Raw genomic sequence first — 18,853 nt, 5'->3', positions numbered from 1 at the left:
TGGGGGATATAACGCTTGCGCCGTTAAACGCCTTCGTTTGCCTAAAGCCTATTAAGTCCAGGGTCGAGTTTAACCGGGGTGATGGTATGGGCGTCGAGGAGCACAGGAAGAAGGCCCCGAAGAGGTTTCGCTTCGCCGTCATAACGGTCAGCGACACCGCGAGCCGGGGCGAGAAGGAGGACGGAAGCGGGAGGTTCCTCGTTGAGGAGCTGGAGAAGGCAGGACACGAGCGGGTTCTGTATAAAGTAGTCCCCGACGAGAGGATGGGGATAATCGGGGCGGTAGTCGAGGCTTTCGAGAAGGGTGCCGATGTGGTGGTTACCTCGGGGGGAACGGGGATAACGAGCAGGGACGTGACGATAGAGAGCGTCAGACCGCTCTTCGATAAGGAATTGACGGGTTTCGGCGAGGTCTTCAGACTGTTAAGCTACGAGGAGATAGGAACCGCGGCGGTCATGACGAGGGCGACCGCCGGGATCATCAGGAGCTCGGGACGGGCCATGGCGGTCTTCTGCCTGCCGGGGAGCCTCGGAGCGGCCAAAACCGGGATAAAGATAATCCTGAGGGAAGCGGGTCACGTCCTCAAGCACGGGAGGGAGTGAGATGAAGGAACTGAAGAGCCTCACGCCCTATCGCGAGGCTTTGCGACTTTTGCTCGAAGACTTGAGCGAGATCCCGGAGACGGAAGAGGTTGAGCTCGGGGAAGCGCTGGGAAGGGTGCTCGCGGAGGACGTTGTCTCCCCCATCGATAGCCCGCCCTTCGACAGGTCGGCCGTGGACGGCTACGCGGTGAGGGCTGAGGACACGTTCCAGGCGAGGGAGTACAGACCGGTCGAAATCAAGGTAATAGACGAGATAACCGCGGGGGAAGCGAGCAAAGTGAAGGTCGAGCCGGGAACCGCGGTGAAACTTACTACCGGGGCGAAGATACCTGAGGGGGCGAACGCGGTACTGATGCAGGAGATGGCCGAAAGAGAAGGAGACGTCATAAGGGTTCTGAGGCCTGTCGCACCGGGCCAGAACGTGGCCTTCGCCGGCGAGGACGTCAGGAAGGGGGAAGTCGTTCTCAGAAAGGGGCAGGTTCTAAGGCCCCAGGATCTGGCACTGCTCAAAAGCCTTGGCTTCAAAAAGGTGGAGGTCAAGAGGAAGCCCCGCGTCGGGATAATAATCACGGGCGACGAGCTGGTGGAGGAGTTCGACGAGGAGGCCCTTAATTCGGGGAAGATCATGGAGAGCAACTCGATAATGCTCGAGGGGCTCGTCAAGAGGTACTTCGGGGAACCCGTCTTCTACGGCGTCCTTCCAGATGACGAGGGGGTTATAGGGGAGACGCTGGGAAAAGCAAAGGAGGAGAACGACCTCGTTCTGATAACCGGCGGCTCTGCGTTCGGCGATAAGGACTTCGCCCACCGCTTCGTGAAGCTCCTCTTCCACGGAACGACGATAAAGCCGGGCCGGCCGATGGGGTACGGCGAGAGGGTCTTCGTGATGAGCGGTTATCCGGTTAGCGCCTTCGCCCAGTTTCACCTCTACGTCAAGCACGCCCTCGCGAAGCTCACGGGAGCAAGGGACTACGAGGTCAGGGTCAAGGCAAAGCTCACCGAGCGGGTCCCGAGCCAGCTCGGGCGCTACGAGTTCGTCAAAGTGCGGTACGAGAACGGCGTTGCACGGCCGATAAAGAAGAAGGGTAGCGGAATAATAAGCTCGGTGGTGGAGAGCAACGGATACATAGGGATTCCTGAGGACAGCGAGGGCTACCTCGAGGGAGAAACCGTGGAGGTAGTGCTCTACTGAGCTATGCCTCCTGAAGGAGGGCCTCGGAATAGAGGGATCTCAAGAGGGCACGCACGTCCTCGGGGAGGTCCTTGAGCTTCCGCGGATCACCGAGCATCCCGAGTACCTCGGTGACCTCCGCCTTCCTTTTCTTCCTCCTCTTCAGGGGACGACCGTCCCAGGGAGGGTAGTACCTGAGGAGTACCTTCCATTTATCCCTCCCGGCAATTATCATGGTACCACTTATGTAAATATTGACTCATCATTTTAAACCTTTTCGGTACATTGGACGTATCGAGTTTGAAAACCGTGGACCTTAACCAAAAATATGTGGTTCAATCCGAAGGTAAGGGAAATTGGCTATGGCCCGCCCGTAACCCCCGCCCCCATCGGTGCCTCACGGCGAACTCGGGCGGGTTAACCCAGGCGGGCCGTGCTGTACTCGGCCCGGGTTTCCCGCGGCCATCGTGCTCCGTAACGCGGAAGGCCCTCCCGCGGGGACCTCGCTGGGGCCGAGCTGTAGCCCCCGCATCGCCCCCCGGTTCATCCTCCCCGGGGTCCTCGCGCGGGGGCAGTAGGGGATAGAAGAGGGGAGTATATAAATCTGCCCTCACTCCATGAGCTTCCTGAGCTGGGCGTAGAGTCGGGTTTCAAGGCTCTCCTTCTCGATGACGAGTATTAGGGTACCCCTGTTGACCACAACGAAGTCCCTGAGCTTCGAGAGGAACTTCATGAGGCTCTCCCAGGAGTTGTAGACGATAAGGTACTCAAGGCAGTCGATTACGATTACGCCCTGTTCCCCCCTCCGGGAGGATTCTTCGAGGTATTTGTACGAGATTTCGGTTATTCTCGCGAGGTCCGTCGGGTTTATGGTGTTCTTGAACCTTCCACGGAACGGCACGGTCGTCACGAAGTAGTACTGCCACCCCTCCGGAAGCTGGGTGACTTCCCTGACGAACGCCAGAACCGACATTTCCTTGAGTTTCTCCATGAGCTTCTGGTATTCCTTTCCGTTGACCACCATAACACCCGGCTTAAGGTCAACGGGCCGGATTGGTCCCACTTCCCGGGGTATGAACGACTCCGACGAGGTGAGCTTCACCATAGCTACTACCATGCTTATTATAAGAATCGTGGAAAGGCTGAAGCCTATCGGCAGGTACCACTCCTCCCCTCCAAACAGCGCCGCCGGAATCAGGTGGAGGCCGAACAGTATTACACTGATGTAGAGGTACTTAACCGCACTCTTGTAGATCTCCTCGGTTTCCTTGAGCAAAAGGCCGCCGGCCGTGACGAACACCCCGCTTATGCCGAGGGTGGCGGCGCTGGTGGTCGTCCAGAACGCGTCCCCTGTGTAAACGTACACCCCGAGCATATAGGCCATGAATGCAGGAGGCATTGTCGCAAGTATCTTGAGGGGTTTGTATCCGACTGCCATCGACTCCTCCTCAAGGAACTTCACCGCACCGTAGAACAGAAAGCCCGAGAACGTGGGGAGGAAGAGCATGCCCGCCATCTGGAGCGTCTGGTTCGTGGAGACCATCGAGAGCATCGCCAGGAAGTCGAACATCCATGCAAGAGAGAAGGCCATGGCAGATTTTCGCTTGTTACGGAGGTATATCCTGAATATCAACCCCGCCGCCACCAGGTCGGCTATCAAAACCATCAAAGCCTCGGCGAGTACGAGTGTTTGGACGCCATCCAACGTGTCTCACCCCAATCTCCTTTCGGGGTCTCCAAACCCGTCCCATTTAAACGGTCCATGCGGAGGCGTTCTGAGCACCGTTTCGTTCTCGAATTTAACGACCAGCACCTCTGGTCTGGCTATCACCATCGCAAGCCGTCCGCGTTCACGGCGCTTGACTATCCTGTATCCATCCACCCCGGGCTTCATCGGGAAGATCAGTGTAAACGGACGGTTGGGGTAGTACCAGAACTCCTTCCCTTTGTGCACCCCTACCAGATCACCGAACAGGTAGTAGCCGTAGAGGGGTATAAGTTTTGTATCCTCGAACTTTTCACTAAGTGCCTCAAAGAAGGCGTTGTCTATTCCCACCCCGCTTATTATCGCCGTCTCGATGTTCTCGCTGTAGGGTTCGAAAAGTACCATGAGCGGGGGCGCGGAGCGCACCGTGTTTATCCTGTCCTTCTCCATGACGCGGTTGGTGTATTTCACGAGTGGCTCCAGCAGTTTAAGGGCCGCCTCCAGGCCCTGGGTCTCGTAGACCCTCTTCAGGCCGTCCGTCTCCATTCCTATGAAGTAGAGGATTCCACTGTAGCTCCACACGAGCTCGCTTATCTCCTCCTGAAACCACCCGTACGGCCCGTGCGCTATCGTCCTCATCATATGCTCCTCGTTGTAAACCTCATCGAGGCCGTAGACCTCGTCGAGGGCTTTTCTCAGGTACCTGTGGCTTACCATGAGGTAATCCCTGTCCCAGTGTCCGATGGCCCTTTCCCTTGTCGTTCCCGATGATTGGTAGAACCTTATCCTGCCGGGATATCGCTCGGGTACGAAGTCCAGCCAGTTGTTCCTTAGGTAATCCTCGTCCACGATCAGTCCAGAATTAAAAATATTCTCAAAGACCTCCTCAAGGGTTCCCTGGAAGATCTCATCGAGGTTCGGCTTCAACTCCCTGGAAACCCCCCTCCAGTAGGGGGTCCACCGGAGATGAAACTCAAAGATCTCCCTGAGGTAATCTATCGAGTCCGTATCCTTAACACGTAGGGGATCATTATAGACTTCATCCACAATTTCCTCGTATTTCATGAAGTTAAGTTAAAGAAAGCCGTATAAAAACCTTTCCTGTTGTATCCAACACAGTTAAATAACCCCAACAATTATATAGTGTGATTTTAATTTATTAAGCTGGTGGGCACCATGTCTCTGGTGGTCGGGAGAACCGACAGGGAAGGCATCGCCGACTTGAGGTATACCCTCAGCAAGGCCCTGGAAACGACCGAATTCTGGAGGGAGAAGTTCTCAGGAATCGATCCCGAAGGAATAACCCCCCAAGACCTCGCTTCCCTTACGAATAAGGTGAACATAACACCCCACGACCTCTATTCCGTCGATAGGGTCTGGCCGGACTACATCCTAAAACCGCGGGTCTTTTACGCTGTGATGCGGACGAGTGGAACCACCGGACGGCCCAAGCGAGTACCCTACACCCGGGACGACCGCCTCCGAACGGGTCGTCAGGTGGAGCCGTGGATCAGGGAGTACATGGATAGAGGTGACAGGATAGCCTCTTTCTTCCCCCCGCTGCCTTCGTCCTCTGGAATGTTCGCCTTCGGAAGCTTTGAGGCGCTCAACGCGAAGTCCGCCTACTATCAGATGCCGATTCAGTACCTCCTCGACAGGGGTATGCTCCTCAGGGAACTTGAGTCCATCCGGCCCACCGCGCTCTTCTGCCTGACGGCGACCGCCTACAACCTCGGTCTTACCCTCCCCGAATCCATAAAGAAGGACATCCAGACCATCGTCGTCGGGGGAGAAACCCTCACCCCTGAGCTCGCGAGGGCGACTCTCGGGCTCTTCGAGAACGCCGTGATAATAGACAACTTCGGCTCGACCGAGGACGCCATAACAGGCTACCGGGTCATCACGAGGAAGAAGGCCACCGAGTTCCACTTCGAGGAGTCCATAGTTGTTCTCAAGGACAACGGCGACGGCTACGACGACTACAAGCAGGTCTACATAACCAAGGTCATGAGGGACGGAGAACTCACGGGCCTGCCCCTCTTCAACTACGGGATAGGCGACCTCGCGAGGGTCGAGAACGGGAAGGTGAGGAACATAATCCGCATCAAGGACGTCGTGAGCCTCGCGGGGGCCAAGCTACACTTAGATCAGGTGATGGAGATAGTTTACAACCACCCGGACCTGCTGGACTTCGTGATGATCTACCATCCGCTCTCCCCTGAGAACCCCAGGCCGAAGGTCGTCCTTCGCGTCGCCTACAGCGGTGCAAAGCCCGCGGGAATAGAGGACGAGGTACGGGAACTCATCTACGAGGCGAACAACCCGGTTCGCTACGAGGTCGAGGAGTCCAGGCAGGCGGAGCTGATAATCGAGGCGGTTCCCCTCGAGAAGCTCCGGGAAGGGCTTCCAACGAAACCCGGGAAAACCAAGAGGATATACGTTGTCGGCAGGGACCTTTGATTCCACTTTTTCATCTTTCTTTCCAGTCACGATTTCGTCACAACGCTGAAAATTTATAAAAAGACATTCTCAAATCTTCAGCGGTGGTGGAAATGGATGGAAAAATCATTCACGACGGCGTTCACGGCAGCATGAAGATAACCGGCCTCATCCTCGACCTCGTTAAAACCCCCGAATTCCAGAGGCTCAGGAACATAAGACAGCTCGGTTTAGCCTACCTCGTCTACCCGGGAGCGAACCACACGCGCTTCGAGCACTCCCTCGGCGCGTGGCACATCGCAAGGAGGCTTTCGCAGGAGATAGGACTCAACGAGGACGAGAGCATGCTCCTCCAGGTTGGGGCCCTTCTCCACGACATCGGCCACGGGCCCTTCAGCCACACCTTCGAGAGCATATACAAGCACTACGTCAAGGAGCACGACCACATGCGCCTCGGCCAGGACATAGTTCTGGGGAAGGTAAACCTAACCGGGAGCGAGAACGGGGGAAGAATCCCGGAGATAATCGAGAGCTATGATTACGATTTCACTCCCGTGGACGTTGCGAACCTCATACTCGGGAAGCACGGGAAGCGCTACCTCGGGCAGATGCTCCACGGTGACGTTGACGTCGACCAGCTGGACTACCTCGTGAGGGACGCCCACTACACGGGCGTTGCCCACGGGATAATAGACCTCGAGAGGCTGATGAAGGTTCTGAGGGTGCATGATAACGAGCTCGTGGTCGATGAGAAGGGCGTGGAAGCTGTGGAGGGCATGATGGTGGCGCGCGCCCTCATGTACTCGAGGGTCTACTTCCACCACACGGTCAAGATAGCCGAGGGGATGCTCACCCGCGCCCTGGAGTTCGCCCTCGAGGAGGGCCACCTCTGGGACTTCTGGAGGATGTCCGACTGCCGGGTTCTCGTGGAGCTCGAGGATCTCGAGGGGCTTCCTGCGGAGATGGTGAGGCGCGTGAAGTACCGCGACCTCTACAAGGCCGCCGTTCTGGCGGGCGCCGATGAACTGACGGGGGAGGAGAAGAGGGAGTTACTGACGGCCTACAGGAACGTGAGAAAAAGGCAGGAGATAGAGCGGAACCTCGCGGACGCGGTCGGTGCACGCGAGGGCGAGGTCATCCTCGAGTTCAGCATCGCCGACCTCATGCTCAGCGAGCCGAGGCTCAAGGCCACGGAGATAAACGTCCTCCTCGACAGCGGGGAGCTCCAGCCGCTTACGAAGGTTACCCCCCTCGCCAACGCCCTCAAGAGGCGCCAGACCCCGCGCTGGGCGATACTCATCGCCTCGCCGAAGGGGTACGTCGGGAAGGTGAGGGAGGTCTGGAAGAGGGTCATCTTCGGCTGAGAGCCCCCCTCAACTTTTGTGGAAGGGGTTCCACAAGGGGCGGTACTACGAAACGCTAAACGCCGTGTTTCCTTATCTCCTTCTTGAGCCCCTCTATCATCTCTATGAGCTCGTCCGCGTCCCTGATCTCCTTAAGCCGCTCCTTGGGTATCAGGGGGACCTCGCCGACGACCTCCGTCCTCGTCTTCTCGAGTATGAAAACGCCGTCGCTGTTGATTATCCGACCCACCTCCGCCACCATCTCCGCCCTTCTAACCATCGAGCGGGTCTTCTTCTCGTCTATGCCCGTCAGGATGCTGAACTCGTCCTCCTTCGTCACGGCGTTGAAGGGCGCCTTCCTGACCTTCACGACGCCGAGACCGAGGTTCCTGAGGCGCTCGAGTATCTCCCTCTCGAGGGGGGTTTCGGGCGTTACGTCGAGTCTGGCCTCGACCGCAGAGTGAAGGACGTCTATCGGCTCCGCCAGCGGCTCGTCGAAGAGCTCCTCCAGTCTAACCGCGACCTCGAGGGAGACCGCCTGCTCGCCGCGCTCGTAGTTTATAAGGCTCTTTCTTGAAACGCCGAGAATGCGGGCGAGCTCGTTCACGGAGTAGCCGTGTTTCTCCCTCAGCTCCCTCAGGAGTTCGCCGTTTATCCTGACGTAGAAACCGCCGCGCTCCGCGAAGATGGCGGGCAACTCGTTCTCAACGAGGATGTCGTAGAGGGTCTCAGGCCTTAGAGCGTAGATCCCGAACCTCTCGTAAACGACCCCTTCCTCCAGCTCGGTGTTCTTCGTCTTCACGCCGACTATCAGCGGAGAAGCTCTGAAGAAGCGGGACAGGCGTTTTAAATCCTCCGCCTGCTCCTCGGTAACCGTGTCTATGTTGGTGGCCACCTTGATGAAGAGCAACAGGAATAACCCGCTCGCCACCACATCGAAGCACGACCCCCGAAAGTCCATCCGGGCGGTCCTGTACCCCGTGCCCCTGAGTATCGCCTCGACCGTTCTGATGAGTCTCTCCCTCTCCATCATTTTTAAATACGCGAAAGGCTTAATAAAGTTAAGGTGTTCGCATGCGACCAGTGATACTAAAGGGCAACCTCGTCTCCCTGGGCCTTCTCCTCCGGGAGGACCTGAGGTACATATGGGTCTGGTACAACGACAGGGACGTCAGGAAATACCTCTCCTATCCCGAGGAGGTGTTCTTCTACGAGGATGAGCTTGAGTGGTACGAGGCGCTGAGGAAGGAGAAGAAGCACGAGAAGGTGTTCACAATCGTGGAGAACTCCTCGCGCTCCGTTGTCGGCCTCATCGGGCTTCACAGGATAGACTACCACAACGGACGGGCGGAGCTCGGTTACTTCCTCGCCAGGGAGTACTGGGGTCACGGCTACGCAAGCGAGGCTGTTAGACTCGCCCTCGACTACGCCTTCGAGTGGCTCAACCTCCGGAAGGTCTACGCCCACGTCTTCGAGACGAACGCCCCATCCATCCGCGTTCTGGAGAAGAACGGCTTCACCCTCGCCGGCCGCTGGAGGAGGCATCAGCACGTTCCCGGGGAGGGCTTCGTCGACGTGCTCTGCTACGAACGGTTTAGGGACCGGGCGGTTGATTTTTAAACCCCCCTCCGTTTCTTCCAACCATGAGGCTCCACATCGGCATCGACGACACGGATTCTCCAAACGGGATGTGCACCACCTACCTCGGCGCCCTCCTGTACCGCGAGCTCTCCCGCCTGGCGGAGCCCGTTGATCTGCCGAGGCTCATCAGGCTGAATCCAAACGTACCCTACAAAACCCGCGGCAACGGAGCGGTGACGATGACCTTCGACGCCGGTGATGAGGTTATCCCCGAGATCAAGGACACCGTCCTCTTCTACGTGAGCCGGCTCGCCGACCTCTCCCACGGGAACACCAACCCCGGTGTTGCCTTCCTCGAGGGGGATGTTCCTGGTAAACTGCGGGAGTTCTCGCTCAGGGCCCTGAGGGAGCACGTGAGCATAGAAGAGGCCGAGAGGGTTGCGGGGGATGTCGGGGCCGAGGTCTTCAAGTTCAAGCTCGGTCGCGGCATCATCGGGGCGCTGGCCTCCATCGGTTACCCCCTGGAGAGGTTCACCTACGAGCTACTCGTTTACAGGGAGCCGGAGAACTGGGGGACGCCGCGGAGGGTTAACGAAGAGAGCGTCTTCCTGGCCGACAGGTGGAGCTATCCATTCACCCACGACAACGTGGATCCTCAAAAACGAACCGTCCTGATAACGCCCCACGGCAGGGACCCGGTTCTCGCCGGAATCCGGGGGACCGACAGGGGAAAAGTCCTCCAGACCTTCGAGATGGTGGAGTTCGAGGAGCCAATAGCTTTTTACCAGCTTTACAAGACGAACCAGAACACCGACGACCACCTCACTCCAAAGAAGATCGGCGAGTTAAAGCTCTACGACAGCGCGGTCGTGAGGGGTAAAGTCGTAACCCCCTACTGGGAGCGCGGGAGGCACGTCTTCTTTGAGCTCGAGGACGACACCGGGAGGATCAGGGTGGCGGCCTTCGAGCCCACTAAGAAGTTCAGGAACCACGTCAGGAAACTCCTCCCGGGGGACGAGATCATAGCCGCTGGCGGGGTTAAGGAGCACGATGGCGTTCTGACGCTCAACCTCGAGAAGTTCTATCCGGTGAAACTCGTCCCCAAGATCGAGTATAAGAAGCCGAGGTGCCCGCGGTGTGGCGGGACGATGAAGAGCAAGGGCGATTACCTGAAGTGCAAGCGCTGTGGCTACAAGATGCCTAAGAAGCTGATTCCAGTCGAGGTTCCCCGCGGGTTAAAGAGGAAGATCTACGAGGTGCCGCCCGACGCGAGGAAGCACCTTTCGCGGCCGCTGGTTCTCCCGGGGGGAGAGGAGAAGATTTTAGATGCACTGGAGATTTCGAGGGACTAAAGGGAGTACAGAAAGGCGGGCACGTCCTTACCCGCGAGAACCCTAACGTCCCTCGGATAACGCCCCCTCCTCTCCCCGGACTTGACCTCGACCTTAATCCCCCCGGCTATCGCATCGACCTCGTGGGAGTTTCTGTAATAGTAGACCTCGCCGAACTTCCGCCGGAGGTGCTCCTGAACGAGCCACTCGTAGAGAACGGCCCTGTCGATGCCCTTCCCCGTCCAGAGCCCCATGGCCCGGGCTATCAGCGGGTCGCGCAGGATGAGCTTCCGCTCCTTCCTGGGGTAGACCTTTCCGTCGCCCCCGAGGTAGGGAACCTGGAGGAGAACGTGTAGGGCCTCGAAGAGCTCCACGTAATCCCTCGCGGTGTGGGGGGAGATCCCGATGGCCTTGGCCAGTGAGTTGAAGGAAAGGGGTGACGGGGCCTTATCAAGTAACGCACCCATCAGCTCCCTCGCGAGGTCCGTGGAACGGTCCAGGGCCCGTATATCGGCCTTCAGGAAGCCGACGAGCTCCTCGACCTTCAGCGTCCCGTTGAGGTAGGCCAGATAACCGCCCGTTTCTAAGTAGTTCTCAAACACCTCCTCGGCCTTTGAGGGGAAGAAGTCATCGTAAAAGAGGCCGTAATAGTCGTGGAAGCTCAGCGGCATCACCTCGACCGTCCTTCCGCTCCCCCGTCTCCCTCCGAACGTCTCGAAGTGCCTCCCGAGGGTGAGGGAAATCGAGCCGGTCACCGTAACGACGTCGTTCCTCAGCTCTCCCCTGTCGATGAGGAACTTCAGGGCCCTCCACCAGTCCCTGACGAGGCTCACCTCGTCGAGGAATATGAACGCGCTCCCGAGCTTCTTCCTCCTCTTCACCTTGAGGTACTCGTTGAGGACCTCCAGGAGCCCGTTGTAATCCTCGACGACGTCACAGCTGAAGTAAAAGACCCCGTACGGGCTTTTGACCCTTTCGAGAAGTTCCCTGATGAGGAGCTTTATCCCGAGGGTCTTTCCGACCCTCCTCGGGCCGACGACGAAGTTGAGCGAGAACGGTCTAAGGGAGAGCCCATCGAGCCATCCCGGCCTGAGGCGATAGGTGAGTTTATCGAAGAGCTCCCAGTCCCTGTCGGGCTCGTCGAACCACCAAGGGTTCTGCAACTCAATCATGTGCATTAATAGTGCAAGGGTACTTATAAAGATTTTGCAGTTCAACTGCAAAGAAATTGAAAAGAGTTTGCAGTCTGAGTGCAAACTATCCCTTCATTGCCTTCCACACCAGCAGGGGGAAGACGAGCGTGGCGTCGGCCCATATCTCGACGTAGTCGCCCCTCGCCTTTATCTTGCCCCAGCTGACGCCCTCGCTCGGCGGCGCACCGCTCAGCGAGCCGTCCCACGGAACAGCGGTCGTGACGTAGATCGCGTAGTCCGTGCCGCCCCTGAAGAGGTTGGCGTTTATTATCGCGTGCTTGGGCAGGGAACCACCGAGGATTATCGAGGCGGTCTCCTTGGCCGTAACGGCCAGGTTGTTGAGCTTCACTATGTCGTTGGCGATGTCTATGATTAACTCCCTGTCCCCCCGCTCCTCCTTGAAGAAGTAGAGCATGTCGCCGATGGAGCCGTCCGTGATGGCCGGGCAGAAGATCGGGACGTCTCTCTTGTAAGCCCAGTAGATGACGCTCCTCTCCTTCTCCTTCCCGAGTTTCTCGTCCATGAAGCGGCCCATCTCGCGGATGAACTCACTCGATGTCAGCGGTTTTCCGCTCTCCCTCTCCATCTCGAGGACCCGCTCGAAGAAGGGTATCATGTACTTCTCGAACTCGATGTAGCGGTCGTTGGGCACGAAGATGTTGCCTATCCGGTTTATCCCCTTCTCGCGCATCTGGGCGTCGTTGACGTTCCAGTCGCCGAGGACGAAGGGCTTCAGGGCCTTTATGAAGTCCTCCTCGATTCCGCCGGCGGTCGTCACGATGACATCGACCTTGCCCTCCTTCACGAGCCACGCGACGAGCTCCCTCAGCCCGGACGAGATTACGTTTGAGGTGTAGCCGAGGAAGACCCTGACCTCCTCGCCCTTCGCCCGCTTCTCTTCGACCTTTCGCCATATTCCTATCGCCCTGCCGAGGTGCGTCGCCTGAAAGCCTATCCGCTCGTAGTAATCGAGAACCTCCTCGAGGCTTGAGACCTCGTCGGGCCAGGGCCCCTCTACCGGAACCCCCCCGACCTCTTCGCTCTCCTTCAGAACGATATCCTTCGGCTCCGTCATGGGCGTGGGTTGGAGAGCTGACGTATAAACTTTGCCCAGCACCTACGGATAGGGTGTTCGCAACGGCTCCGCCGGCCAAGGGGACGGGAGCCAACGTTTATTAATCCCGAAACCAACGGGCCACCATGGGCGTGAAGATAGACCTCAACGGACTCGGCGTCATCGTCACGGCGTCGTCGAGGGGGATAGGCTTCAACGTCGCGAGGGAGCTGTTGAAGAGGAACGCCCGGGTGGTCGTAAGCTCGCGGGCCGGGGACAACCTGAGGAAGGCCGCGGACGAGCTCTCGAGCTACGGCGAGGTTTACGCGGTCAGGGCCAACCTCTTAGACCAGAGGGATCTCGAGAACCTCGTCAAAGAGGGCTGGGAGCTCTTGGGTGGGGTTAACGCCCTCGTCTGGAACGCTGGTAACGTCGCCTGCGAGCCCTGCCTCCTCCACGAGGCTAACTACATCGACTGGGTCGAGGCGGCGGCCCTCCACACCGTCGCCCCGGGGTATCTGACGACCCTCCTCGTTCAGGCGTGGCTCGAGAAGGGAATGAGGGGAACGCTCGTCTATTTGAACTCGGTTTCGATAAAGGAGCCGATGCCACCGCTGGTTCTGGCGGACGTCTCGAGGGCCGGCCTCGTCCAGCTGGCGAAGAGCGTTTCGAGGACCTACGGGAAGCGCGGGATAAGGGCTCACAGCGTCCTGCTCGGTAGCTTCGATACACCGGGGGCGAGGGAGAACCTCAAGAGGCTCGCCGAGGAAAGGGGAGAGGACTTCGAAAAAACGTGGGAGCGCGAGGTTCTCAGGAGAACGCCGCTCCACCGAACGGGGAGGTGGGAGGAGCTCGGCTCCTTGGTGGCCTTCCTGCTGAGCGATGAGGCGGAGTACACCCTCGGCTCGACGGTGGTCATCGACGGCGCGATGACGAGGGGAGTGAACCTTTAACCGTCCAATGAACCGTACGGGAAGCTCGAGGGCTGAAACTTCCTTCAGCCCCCGCAGGGGTCCCTGCCAGAAAAAAGTGGGGGAGGCGACCTCAGAAGTATATCCCCATCTCCTCCGCTATCTTCCTGAGCCTCTCTATCCTCGCCTCGGTCGGCGGGTGGGTGGAGAAGAGGCTCGCCATGCCGCCCCTGAAGGGGTTGACGATGAACATGTGGGCCGTCGCCGGGTTTCCCTCGCGCATCGGCCTGTAGCGGACGGCGTTCTCTATCTTCATAAGGGCGCTGGCTAAGGCCTGCGGCTTGCCGCTGATCTTAGCCCCGCCTTCGTCCGCGAGGAACTCCCTCGACCTGCTCACCGCCGCCTGGATGAGCATGGCCGCTATGGGTGCGAGGATCGCCACGAGTATCGCCACCAGGACGTTGTTCCCCCTGTCGTCGTCCCTGCCGAAGCCGCCGAATATCGCTATCCACCGGGCCCAGTAGGCTAACTGTATTATCGCCCCAGCCATGGCGGCGGCGAAGGTTCCGATGAGCATGTCGCGGTTCTTTATGTGGGTAAGCTCGTGCCCTAAGACCCCCTCGAGCTCGTCCCTGTTAAGGAGCCTGAGGAGACCGGTGGTAACCGCGACGACCGCGTGCTTCGGGCTTCTCCCAGTGGCGAAGGCGTTGGGCGTCTCGGTCGGAACTATGGCGACCTTCGGCATCGGTAAACCTGCGTTTTCTGCAAGCTTTCTCACTATCGCGTACAGCTCGGGGGCCTCGTACTCGTCCACTATCCTCGCGTTGTACCAGCTCAGGACGATCCTGTCGCTGTACCAGTAGGTGATGAAGTTGAAGAACAGCGAGAACAGGAACATGAGGAACGCCACGTTCGGCCCGCCGAAGACGTAGCCTATCGCCATGAGCAGGCCCGTTAGTACCGCCATCAGCAGGCCCGTTCTCAGCCACATCAACAATCCCATCCTCTCACCTCCCGACTCTCACCCTCAAATCCAACCAATAAAACCTTTCGGTGCACCAACCGGTATGAAAGGAGAAGAGAAAGAGGGCGTCACATGCCCATGTCCATGCCGCCCATTCCACCCATTCCGCCCATACCGCCGGGCATTCCCTGGTTACCGCCCTCGGGCTTGCTGACCTTGGCGGCTATGACGTCGTCGATGCGGAGTATCATTATCGCGGCTTCGCTCGCGCTCTTGATGGCCTGCTTCGTAACCCTGGCGGGAGCGATAATGCCCTTGGAGAGCATGTCGGCCGGCTCGCCCTCGAAGACGTCGACACCGATGGTCTTTCCTTTGTTCTTGTGCTCGCTGATGACCTTGACGAGGGTCTCGACGGTATCGAGGCCGGCGTTCTCGGCGAGGGTCTTCGGGATTATCTTGAGGGCCTCGGCGAAGTTCTCTATGGCGAGGGCCTCCTTACCACCCACCTCTTTGGCGTACTCGTCCAGCTTGATGCTGAGCTCTATCTCGGAGGCGCCGCCCGCCGGAAGAACGTAGCCGTCCTCCATGACGTCCTTGACGACCTTGATGGCGTCCTCCAGAGCGCGCTCGACCTCGTCGACGACGTGCTCCGTACCGCCCCTGATGAGTATGGTGACGGCCTTCGGGTTCCTGCAGCCCTCAACGAAGATCATGTTCTCCCCAGCGACCTTTCTCTCCTCGACGAGCTCGGCCTCTCCAAGGTCCTCGCTCGTGAGGTCCTTGACGTTCGTGACTATCTTGGCCCCGGTGGCTTGGCGAGTTTCTCCATGTCGCTCTTCTTGACCCTTCTCACGGCGAGGATGCCGTACTTGGCGAGGTAGTGCTGGGCGAGGTCGTCGATTCCCTTCTGAACGAAGAGAACGTTTGCGCCGGTCGCCGCTATCTTGTCGACCATCTCGCGGAGCATCCTCTCCTCCTGGTCGATGAACTGGTAGAGCTGGTCAGGCTGGTGATGTTTATCTTGGCGTCGGTCTCGGTCTTCTTGACCTCGAGGGCCTCGTTTATGAGTGCTATCTTCGCGTTCTCAACCCTCGTGGGCATCCTCGGGTGGACGCGCTCCTTGTCGATGACGACGCCGCGGACGAGCTCGCTCTCCTCGACGCTCTCCCCGGCTTTCTTCTCTATCTTGATGTTGTCGATGTCAACGACGAACTTTCCGTCCTTCTTCTCGGCGACCTGCTTGACGGCCTCGACCGCGAGCTTCGCGAAGAGCTCCTTGTGGCTCTCGGCGTTCTTGCCGGTGATCGAGGTCATGGCTATCTTCAGGAGGGTCTCCTCGTCGTCGGGGGTGACCTCAATAGCCATACCGTCGAGTATTTCCTGGGCTTTTTCGGCGGCCATCGTGTAACCCTTAACTATGATGCTCGGGTGAATGTTCTGGTCGAGTAACTCCTCAGCCTTCCTGAGGAGCTCTCCAGCGATAACCACAGCGTGGTGGTACCGTCACCGGCCTCCTTGTCCTGAGTCTTCGCAACCTCAACCATCATCTTCGCGGCCGGGTGCTGAAGATCTATCTTGTCGAGAATGGTGGCACCGTCGTTCGTGACGACGACGTCTCCGAGGCTGTCGACGAGCATTTTGTCCATTCCCTTGGGGCCGAGGGTGGTTCTGACGGTCTCGGCTATTATTCTTGCGGCCAAAATGTTGAGCCTCTGCGCGTCCCTTCCAACGTACCTCTGAGTCCCTTCGGGCAGAATAACAACCGGCTGTCCGCTAAGCTGAGCCATTTGACATTCCTCCTTCAGATTATTTTTGCAGAGACGCTTCGTCAGCACTACATATAAGGTTTTGGGTCAAAAATTTCAAAAAATAGGCAAAAAAATGAATGAATGACAGAAGCAGTGTGTGAAAATGGGGGAAAAGGCTAAAACCTTCAGGGAAAATGGCATTTGAGGCTCATGATGCAGGCGATACATCCAGTAGATCCAAAAAATTCGGAGAAGTTTTCGTTATCAAGGCGGAAACACGGTCACCGCTGGGATCACTTGGGGGCTGTTCAATGCGTTAGGACTTGCCATGGGGTGATTCGATGGAATTGATAAAACAGGGCGCGGAGGCCAAGATATACTTGGCGGACTTTGCGGAGTACTTCGGTGCCGACCTCCTGCCCGGAGAAAGGATCGCGGTCAAGCACAGGATACCGAAACGCTACCGGATAGAGGAGATAGACCTCAAGCTGAGGAAGGAGCGGACGGTCCGGGAGGCGAGGATTCTCCACAGGGCGAAGGAGTTCGGCGTGAACTGCCCCTACGTCTACGAGGTGGACATGAGGAACATGAAGATAGCCATGGAGTTCATCGAGGGGGAGCGCCTGAAGGAGCTCCTTGAAAGGTTACCGATGGGGGAGAGGCTCGGACTGTGCAGGGAGATCGGGAGGCAGGTCGGGAGGCTCCACGAGGCGGGGATAGTGCACGGGGATTTAACGACCTCCAACATGATACTGCGGGATGGAAGGGTCTACCTCATAGACTTCGGGCTGGCGGATTTCGACGCAACGCTCGAGGCCAGGGGCGTTGACCTGCACCTCCTCAAGAGGGCGATGGAGAGCACCCACTACACCTGGTTCGAGAGGGGCTTCGAGGCCGTTCTCGAGGGCTACGCCGAGGTTCGCGGGGACGATGTTAGGAAGGAAATCGAGGAGAAAATCGAGGAGATAGAGAGCCGTGGGAGGTACAGGGAGAGGAGCTGGGTGGGATAGTTGTGCCGGCTACTCCCTGAAGGCCCTCAGAACCCTCTCGAAGATCTCCCTCTCCTTCCCGCGCTTTCTCCGTGCGAGGCTTTCCACGATGAGCTCTGGGGTGCTCCTGCCGAGCCTCCCGAAGACCGGCTGTCTGTCCACGATGAGGTTGAGGTTCTCGTCCAGTCCCTTCGCCTCTATCCCGTCGACCCTCGCGAAGGGAAGCTCCTTCCGAAGGTCATCCCCGAGATGGGATACAATGACGACGTAAAAGCCCCTCTCGTGCGCTATCTTCAAAAGTTCGCCGATTATCCTGACGGCCGCACCGGGCTCGGTGATGGCCTCGAACTCGTCTATGAGGATGAGCTTCCTCCCCTCTCCGCGGAGGGCCCTGACGAAGGATCTGAGGGCGGTCTCAAAGGCCCCGGCCCCGTAAACGCTTCTCTTCCGCCTGAAGAAGAAAACTTCATCGAGAGGCTCAACCCACGCCCTCTCCGCCGGAACTGGAAAGCCCATGTGGGCCAGTATCGTTACCTGGGAAATCAGCTCCAGCAGGCTCGTCTTCCCGCCGCTGTTGGCACCGGTCAGTATTACCACCCCTTCGCCCCCTATCTGCTCCGATCCCTCAACCGAAAATCCGGCGGGCCTTCTTCCAACGACGTAACTGACGGGCTGGGGGTTCTCGATGAAGAGGTGCCGGCCGTTGAGGAAGGCGATTCCACCCCTCCAGAGGTCGGGGAAGGAGAAGCCGCCCGTGAACCCCTTCACCGCCAGCAGGAAGTCGAGCTCGTGAACCCGGTTGAGCTCTTCCCTCAGTTTCGGAAGGAGGGGCATTATCCGCTCCAGCACCTCCCTGCTCTTCAGGTAGAGCTCGACCCTTAGCTCCCTCTCGAGAGCGTCCCGCAGTAGCTCCACCCTCTCCGGTGGAACTGTCACGGGGTAGAGCTCCTCCCGGGAGAAGAGCTCGACGGTGATGCCGAGCCTCTCGCTCAGCTCCCTCTCGGCCCCGTTTATCAGATCCAGGATCTCACCCTCGACCTCGCCGAAGTGCCTGAATACCGCCTCGTAGTTCCCGGACTTCAGTTCACCGAGGAAGTCGAGCAACTCCCGCCCGCTCAGCGTGAGGCTGAACCTCTCGAGCTTCTCCTCTATCGCCCCGTTGAGCTCCCGCTCCTTCTCCGCCACCAGTTCCTCCAGCCCGTCGAGGAGTCTTCGTCTCTCCATGACCCCCTCAAGCTCCCCCAGCCCGCGGAGTACCTCGGAGGCGACGCTTCCCTCTCCCGTTAGCTCCCCTATCCTTGCCAGGGCCTCGAGCGTCTCCCGGTTCTCCCAGAGGGGCATCACGTAGAGCTCGGGGGCGATCTGCGAGGGGGTCAGCTCGACGTCGAGGCCGTAACCAACGGTGCTCAGGACGAGGGGGTAACCTTCGGCATCCTCCGGGGTCGTTGAAACCTCGCACAGTCCGAGTTTCTGGGCTTTTTCCACCTCGTTCTCATCGACTATCAGGATCCTGTCGTGGAGGTAGTCGCGGCGGAACTTTATCGGCTTAACCCGCCCTATCCACTCCCCCAACCCCAAACCGATTTTGGAGAGCCTCTCTTTAAAATAGGCCTGCCTGCGGAGGATCTCCTTCCCGTCGGAGGTTGGTTCGAACCTCTCAAGGAAGGATGAACTCTCCGGAAGGATCAACCTCCTCTCTATCTCCCCCCGGATTGAGCGGTATACCTCTTTGGCCTCGCGGTTGAGCCTGAGCGTCATCAGGGAGAAGATGGACCAAGGGCTAAAAAAGTTACCTGATGAACCGGGACGGCAAATTTTATAA

The 18,853-nt window shown here is 58.5% G+C and carries 16 protein-coding genes and 1 pseudogene; 8 read left to right on the top strand and 9 right to left on the bottom strand.

The genetic code is table 11. From position 1 onward, the window contains the following. The first annotated feature begins 86 nt into the window (after positions 1–86). The gene (locus A3L02_RS03930) at positions 87–602 is read left to right on the top strand and encodes a MogA/MoaB family molybdenum cofactor biosynthesis protein (protein ID WP_088862720.1); all 516 of its coding nucleotides are present in this window, start codon (positions 87–89) and stop codon (positions 600–602) included. 1 nt (position 603) lies between these two features. Beyond that, complete coding sequence (locus A3L02_RS03925; protein ID WP_088862719.1) at positions 604–1,794, top strand: molybdopterin molybdotransferase MoeA; 1,191 nt, start codon at positions 604–606, stop codon at positions 1,792–1,794. A gap of 1 nt (position 1,795) precedes the next feature. On the opposite strand, the gene A3L02_RS03920 is transcribed toward A3L02_RS03925, so the two are convergent. The 3 genes from A3L02_RS03920 to A3L02_RS03910 all read right to left on the bottom strand — a co-directional run bounded on the left by A3L02_RS03920 (position 1,796) and on the right by A3L02_RS03910 (position 4,543). Continuing rightward, the gene (locus A3L02_RS03920; RefSeq protein ID WP_088862718.1) at positions 1,796–2,008 is read right to left on the bottom strand and encodes a hypothetical protein; all 213 of its coding nucleotides are present in this window, start codon (positions 2,006–2,008) and stop codon (positions 1,796–1,798) included. 375 nt (positions 2,009–2,383) lie between these two features. Next, complete coding sequence (locus A3L02_RS03915) at positions 2,384–3,478, bottom strand: DUF835 domain-containing protein (RefSeq protein ID WP_088862717.1); 1,095 nt, start codon at positions 3,476–3,478, stop codon at positions 2,384–2,386. Between the two features lie 6 nt (positions 3,479–3,484). After that, entirely contained in the window at positions 3,485–4,543 is a 1,059-nt protein-coding gene (locus tag A3L02_RS03910; RefSeq protein WP_088862716.1) for a hypothetical protein, read from the bottom strand. Between the two features lie 111 nt (positions 4,544–4,654). On the opposite strand from A3L02_RS03910, the gene A3L02_RS03905 reads away from it, so the two are divergent. Together A3L02_RS03905 and A3L02_RS03900 are read left to right on the top strand one after the other, a co-directional pair. Further along, on the top strand, positions 4,655–5,938 hold the full coding sequence (locus A3L02_RS03905) for a phenylacetate--CoA ligase family protein (protein ID WP_088862715.1): 1,284 nt from the start codon (positions 4,655–4,657) through the stop codon (positions 5,936–5,938). A gap of 92 nt (positions 5,939–6,030) precedes the next feature. Beyond that, positions 6,031–7,281 (top strand): HD domain-containing protein, encoded by a 1,251-nt coding sequence (locus A3L02_RS03900; protein ID WP_088862714.1) that lies wholly within the window; start codon positions 6,031–6,033, stop codon positions 7,279–7,281. A 55-nt stretch (positions 7,282–7,336) separates the two neighbouring features. Here the strand turns inward: A3L02_RS03900 and A3L02_RS03895 are convergent, their stop codons facing one another. Next, positions 7,337–8,290: a transcriptional regulator gene (locus A3L02_RS03895; RefSeq protein WP_088863824.1), complete on the bottom strand. Its 954-nt coding sequence runs from the start codon at positions 8,288–8,290 to the stop codon at positions 7,337–7,339. A 44-nt stretch (positions 8,291–8,334) separates the two neighbouring features. Between A3L02_RS03895 and A3L02_RS03890 the strand changes: the two genes are divergently transcribed. After that, positions 8,335–8,880 (top strand): GNAT family N-acetyltransferase, encoded by a 546-nt coding sequence (locus tag A3L02_RS03890; protein WP_088862713.1) that lies wholly within the window; start codon positions 8,335–8,337, stop codon positions 8,878–8,880. Positions 8,881–8,903: 23 nt separating this feature from the next. After that, positions 8,904–10,193, top strand: coding sequence for a tRNA(Ile2) 2-agmatinylcytidine synthetase TiaS (tiaS, locus tag A3L02_RS03885; protein ID WP_088862712.1), 1,290 nt, complete (start codon positions 8,904–8,906; stop codon positions 10,191–10,193). Here tiaS and A3L02_RS03880 read toward each other — a convergent pair. Next, a complete protein-coding gene (locus A3L02_RS03880) occupies positions 10,190–11,344 on the bottom strand; it encodes an ATP-binding protein (protein WP_088863823.1) in 1,155 nt (384 codons plus the stop codon). The two genes, tiaS and A3L02_RS03880, sit on opposite strands and share 4 nt — an antisense overlap. A gap of 85 nt (positions 11,345–11,429) precedes the next feature. Beyond that, positions 11,430–12,440 (bottom strand): deoxyhypusine synthase, encoded by a 1,011-nt coding sequence (locus A3L02_RS03875; protein WP_088862711.1) that lies wholly within the window; start codon positions 12,438–12,440, stop codon positions 11,430–11,432. Positions 12,441–12,565: 125 nt separating this feature from the next. Here A3L02_RS03875 and A3L02_RS03870 point away from each other — a divergent pair, with 125 nt between their 5' ends. Then, a complete protein-coding gene (locus tag A3L02_RS03870) occupies positions 12,566–13,372 on the top strand; it encodes an SDR family oxidoreductase (RefSeq protein ID WP_088862710.1) in 807 nt (268 codons plus the stop codon). A 91-nt stretch (positions 13,373–13,463) separates the two neighbouring features. Here A3L02_RS03870 and A3L02_RS03865 read toward each other — a convergent pair whose 3' ends face one another. Further along, entirely contained in the window at positions 13,464–14,333 is an 870-nt protein-coding gene (locus tag A3L02_RS03865) for a zinc metalloprotease HtpX (RefSeq protein ID WP_088862709.1), read from the bottom strand. A gap of 89 nt (positions 14,334–14,422) precedes the next feature. Beyond that, positions 14,423–16,081: pseudogene (gene thsB, locus A3L02_RS03860) on the bottom strand (thermosome subunit beta). A gap of 302 nt (positions 16,082–16,383) precedes the next feature. Here thsB and A3L02_RS03855 point away from each other — a divergent pair. Next, a complete protein-coding gene (locus A3L02_RS03855; protein WP_088862708.1) occupies positions 16,384–17,052 on the top strand; it encodes a Kae1-associated kinase Bud32 in 669 nt (222 codons plus the stop codon). A 9-nt stretch (positions 17,053–17,061) separates the two neighbouring features. Here the strand turns inward: A3L02_RS03855 and A3L02_RS03850 are convergent, their stop codons facing one another. Next, on the bottom strand, positions 17,062–18,789 hold the full coding sequence (locus A3L02_RS03850) for a P-loop NTPase family protein (protein WP_088862707.1): 1,728 nt from the start codon (positions 18,787–18,789) through the stop codon (positions 17,062–17,064). Positions 18,790–18,853 lie beyond the last annotated feature (64 nt).

Origin of the sequence: Thermococcus celer Vu 13 = JCM 8558, from assembly GCF_002214365.1 — an archaeon.
Classification (GTDB): Archaea; Methanobacteriota_B; Thermococci; order Thermococcales; family Thermococcaceae; genus Thermococcus; species Thermococcus celer.
Note: the sequence above shows the minus strand (reverse complement) of the source record. Positions and strands in the feature narration are given on the sequence as shown.